At 69.8% G+C, this 3,785-nt stretch carries 3 protein-coding genes and 1 pseudogene; all 4 read left to right on the top strand.

Annotation, left to right across the window (positions count from 1 at the left end):
* The first annotated feature begins 138 nt into the window (after nt 1-138).
* A complete protein-coding gene (locus tag ACTS11_RS08850) occupies nt 139-849 on the top strand; it encodes a type 1 glutamine amidotransferase (RefSeq protein ID WP_442639960.1) in 711 nt (236 codons plus the stop codon).
* On the top strand, nt 846-2,216 hold the full coding sequence (locus ACTS11_RS08845; RefSeq protein WP_442639959.1) for a glutamine synthetase family protein: 1,371 nt from the start codon (nt 846-848) through the stop codon (nt 2,214-2,216). Before ACTS11_RS08850 ends, ACTS11_RS08845 begins: the two co-directional genes overlap by 4 nt.
* Complete coding sequence (locus ACTS11_RS08840) at nt 2,213-3,514, top strand: NAD(P)/FAD-dependent oxidoreductase (RefSeq protein ID WP_442639958.1); 1,302 nt, start codon at nt 2,213-2,215, stop codon at nt 3,512-3,514. The genes ACTS11_RS08845 and ACTS11_RS08840 overlap by 4 nt, the downstream gene beginning before the upstream one ends.
* Before the next feature lie 129 nt (nt 3,515-3,643).
* Nucleotides 3,644-3,785 (top strand): annotated as a pseudogene (locus tag ACTS11_RS08835) (DegT/DnrJ/EryC1/StrS family aminotransferase); the annotation flags it as partial.

Below are 3,785 nucleotides of genomic sequence, written 5' to 3'. Positions count from 1 at the left end.
GCGTCCTCCATCATGGCTCGCCGCCACCTCAGCACGAACCGCGCCCCGGCTGAACCCCCCGCCGCCGGAAAACCGGCCCCACTTGTGCAGGTTCGCGCGCGCGCCTAGCTTGGCGGCACATCCCATACGAGCATCTTCATGATCATCGGCATCCTGCAGACAGGCCATGTGCCCGAAGAGATTTCGGCGCAACAGGGCGAGTATTCCGACATGTTCCGCCGCCTCCTCGGCGGTCGCGGCTTCGAGTTCCGCGTCTTCGACGTCGTGGACATGGACTTCCCCGAGGGCCCCGAGGCGGCTGACGGCTGGGTCATCACGGGCTCCAGGCACGGCGCCTACGAGGACCACCCTTGGATTCCGCCGCTCGAGGAGCTGATCCGCGGCATCCGCGACGCGGGCCGGCCGCTCGTGGGCGTCTGCTTCGGCCACCAGATCATCGCGCAGGCGCTCGGCGGCAAGGTGATCAAGTATCCCGGCGGCTGGGCCGTGGGCCTCCGGCGTTACCGCATCGGCGGGCGCGAGGTGTCGCTCCATGCCTGGCACCAGGACCAGGTCGTGGAACTGCCCCCGGGCGCGACGGTGCTCGGCGACAGCGAGATGACGGCGCACGCGGTCCTCGCCATCGGCGAGCGCATCCTGACGATCCAGCCACACCCCGAGTTCGGCCGCCCGGTGGTCGAGGGGCTGATCGCCTACCGCTCCGCCACGGTGGAGCCGGACCTGGTGGCCAAGGCCGCCGCGAGCCTCGGGGGCGAGGACCACAACCGCCTTATCGGCGACTGGATGGCCGACGTGCTGGAAGGCGCGCCCGCCACCCGCGTGCCCTTCGCCACGGAGGCCCGGACATGAGTTCGAGCCCCGTCGCCGACCTGATCGAGAAGCTGCCGGAGGTCGCGCAGACCTACCTCGAGGGCCGCGCCATCGACGAGGTCGAGTGCATCGTCGCGGACCTCGCGGGGATCGCGCGCGGCAAGGCCATGCCCGGCCAGAAGTTCGCGCGCCAGCCGTTCTTCTACCTGCCGAACTCGATCTTCTTCCAGACGATCACGGGCGACTGGGCCGACGACGTGGCCGACGGCTTCACCGAGCCGGACATGATCCTGACGCCGGACTATTCCACGTCGACGCCTGCGCCCTGGACCGCCGACACGACGCTCCAGGTGATCCACGACATCGACGACCAGAAGGGCAACCCGGTGCCCTACGCGCCGCGCAACGTGCTGAAGCGCGTCGTCGACCTCTACAAGGCGCGCGGCCTCCAGCCCATCGTGGCGCCCGAGATGGAGTTCTACCTCGTCGCGCCCAACACCGACCCCGCGCGCGAGATCGAGCCCCCGATGGGCCGCTCGGGGCGGCGCGCGGCGGCGCGGCAGGCCTATTCCATGTCGGCCGTGGACGAATACGGCAAGGTCATCGACGACATCTACGACTTCGCCGAGGCCATGGGCCTCGAGATCGACGGCATCCTCCAGGAGGGCGGGTCGGGCCAGATCGAGCTGAACCTCCGCCACGGCGAGCCGGTCAAGCTCGCCGACGAGATGTTCTTCTTCAAGCGCATGATCCGCGAGGCGGCGCTCAGGCACGACACCTACGCGACGTTCATGGCCAAGCCCATCGAAGGCGAGCCGGGCAGCGCCATGCACATCCATCACTCGGTGGTGGACCTGAAGACCGGGCAGAACATCTTCTCCAATCCCGACGGCTCGGAGACGCCGGCGTTCATGCACTTCATCGGGGGCATGCAGCGCAACCTGCCCGCGGTGATCGCGCTTCTGGCGCCCTACGTGAACAGCTACCGGCGCTACGTCCCGGACTTCGCGGCGCCGATCAACCTCGAATGGGGGCGCGACAACCGCACGACGGGCCTGCGCGTGCCGGTGAGCGAACCCGCCGCGCGGCGGGTCGAGAACCGGCTGCCGGGGATGGACTGCAACCCCTATCTCGGCATCGCCGCCTCGCTCGCCTGCGGGCTCGTCGGACTGCTGGAGAAGACCGATCCGTCCGATCCCTTCTCGGGCGACGCCTACAAGCTCGAGAGCGGGGTGCCCCGCGGCCTCGGCGACGCGCTCGGCCTGCTGGAGGCGAACCCGACCATCCAGCAGGTGCTGGGCGAGGAGTTCTGCCGCGTCTACACCGCCGTGAAGGAGCTGGAATACAACGAGTTCCTCCAGGTGATCTCCCCCTGGGAGCGCGAGCACCTGCTCCTGAACGTATGAACCCGCTCTACCGCAACGACCGCGCCGGGGAGCACGCGCCGAGCTGGTATGCCGCCAGCCTGCCCGCCCCGCCCGAGCGTCCGGCGCTCGACGGCGACGCGCGGGCGGACGTGGCGATCCTCGGCGCGGGCTTCACCGGGCTCTGGGCGGCGCTGACCCTGGCGCGGGCGGGCCGGCGGGTGGTGGTGCTCGACGCGCACCGCGTGGGCTTCGGCGCATCGGGGCGGAACGGCGGGCAGATCCACACCGGCTTCAACAAGGGCCAGGACTGGCTGGCCGACCGCCTCGGGCGGGAGCGGGCGCGCGCGCTTTGGGACCTGTCGGAGGGGGCGAAGGCGCAGCTCCGCGACTTCTGCACGACCCACGCGCCCGAAGCGGCCCTTCAACCGGGCACGGCGCATGGCGAGTATTCCAGGGGCGATCTCGACGCGCTGCGCCACGAGGCGGAGTTCCTCGCGCGCGAATACGGCTACGAGACGCGCATCCTCGAAGGCGACGACTTCCGCGCGCTGGTGAAGTCGCCCCTCTACGTGGGCGGCAGCTTCGATCCCGGCGGCGGGCACCTGCATCCGCTCGCCTATGCCTGCGCGCTGGCCCGCGAGGCCGAGGCGGCGGGTGCCACGATCCACGAAATGACCGAGGTGACGGCGATCCGCCCCGGCGCGCCCGTGCGCCTCGAGACGGCGCGCGGCACGGTGACGGCGGATCACGCCATCGTCGCGGGCAACGGCTACCTCCCCGGCATCCTGAAGCCGGTGAACGCGAAGGTCATGCCGATCAACTCCTTCATCGCCGCGACCGAACCCCTGCCCGACCGCTGGACCGACATCCTCGCCGAGGACATCGCGGTGTCGGATTCCAAGTTCGTGGTGAACTACTACCGCTTCAGCGCCGACCGCCGGTTCCTCTTCGGCGGGCGCGAGAGCTATTCCATCGGCTTCCCGAAGGACATCTCGACGGCGCTCGTGGCGCGGATGCGCAACCTCTTCCCGCAGCTCGGCGACGTGAGCGTGAGCCATGTCTGGGGCGGCTCGCTGGCCGTGACGGTGACACGGCTTCCCCATGTCGCGCGGGTCGGGCAGAACGTCCTGTCCGGCGCCGGCTTCTCGGGGCATGGTGTCTCGCTTTCGGGCATGGCGGGCCGCGTCATGGCCGAGGCCGTCATGGGCCGGGAGGAGGGCCTGGCGACCTTCGAGGCGCTGCCCGTCCCGACCTTCCCCGGCGGCGCGGCCTTCCGCGCGCCGCTCCTCACGCTCGCGATGACGTGGTTCGCGCTACGCGACCGGCTGGGCGTCTGAGCCCCGCAACCGATGCAATCCCGCAACGTCGAACCCCGCGTCAGACGGTGTGAATGCGTATTCAGACTCGCCCGCCTCACCTTAACAGTGTAAGTTTTCCGAAAAGGGACATTCCAAAAAGGTGAAACCATGGCGAGCATCGGACCCAACGTCTACGACGCCGAGCCGATCCCCGAAGCCGCGCGCGCCGAGATCGACAGGCTTCTCCAGTCGGGCGACCTCTTCCGCTACACCGCGCCCGAGAACGCCCCCGTCGCCCTTCTGGAGCGCG

Source organism: Roseicyclus sp., from assembly GCF_052168335.1.
Classification (GTDB): Bacteria; Pseudomonadota; Alphaproteobacteria; order Rhodobacterales; family Rhodobacteraceae; genus Roseibacterium.
The sequence above is the reverse complement of the archived record's forward strand: the minus strand, read 5'-3'. Positions and strand labels throughout refer to the sequence as shown.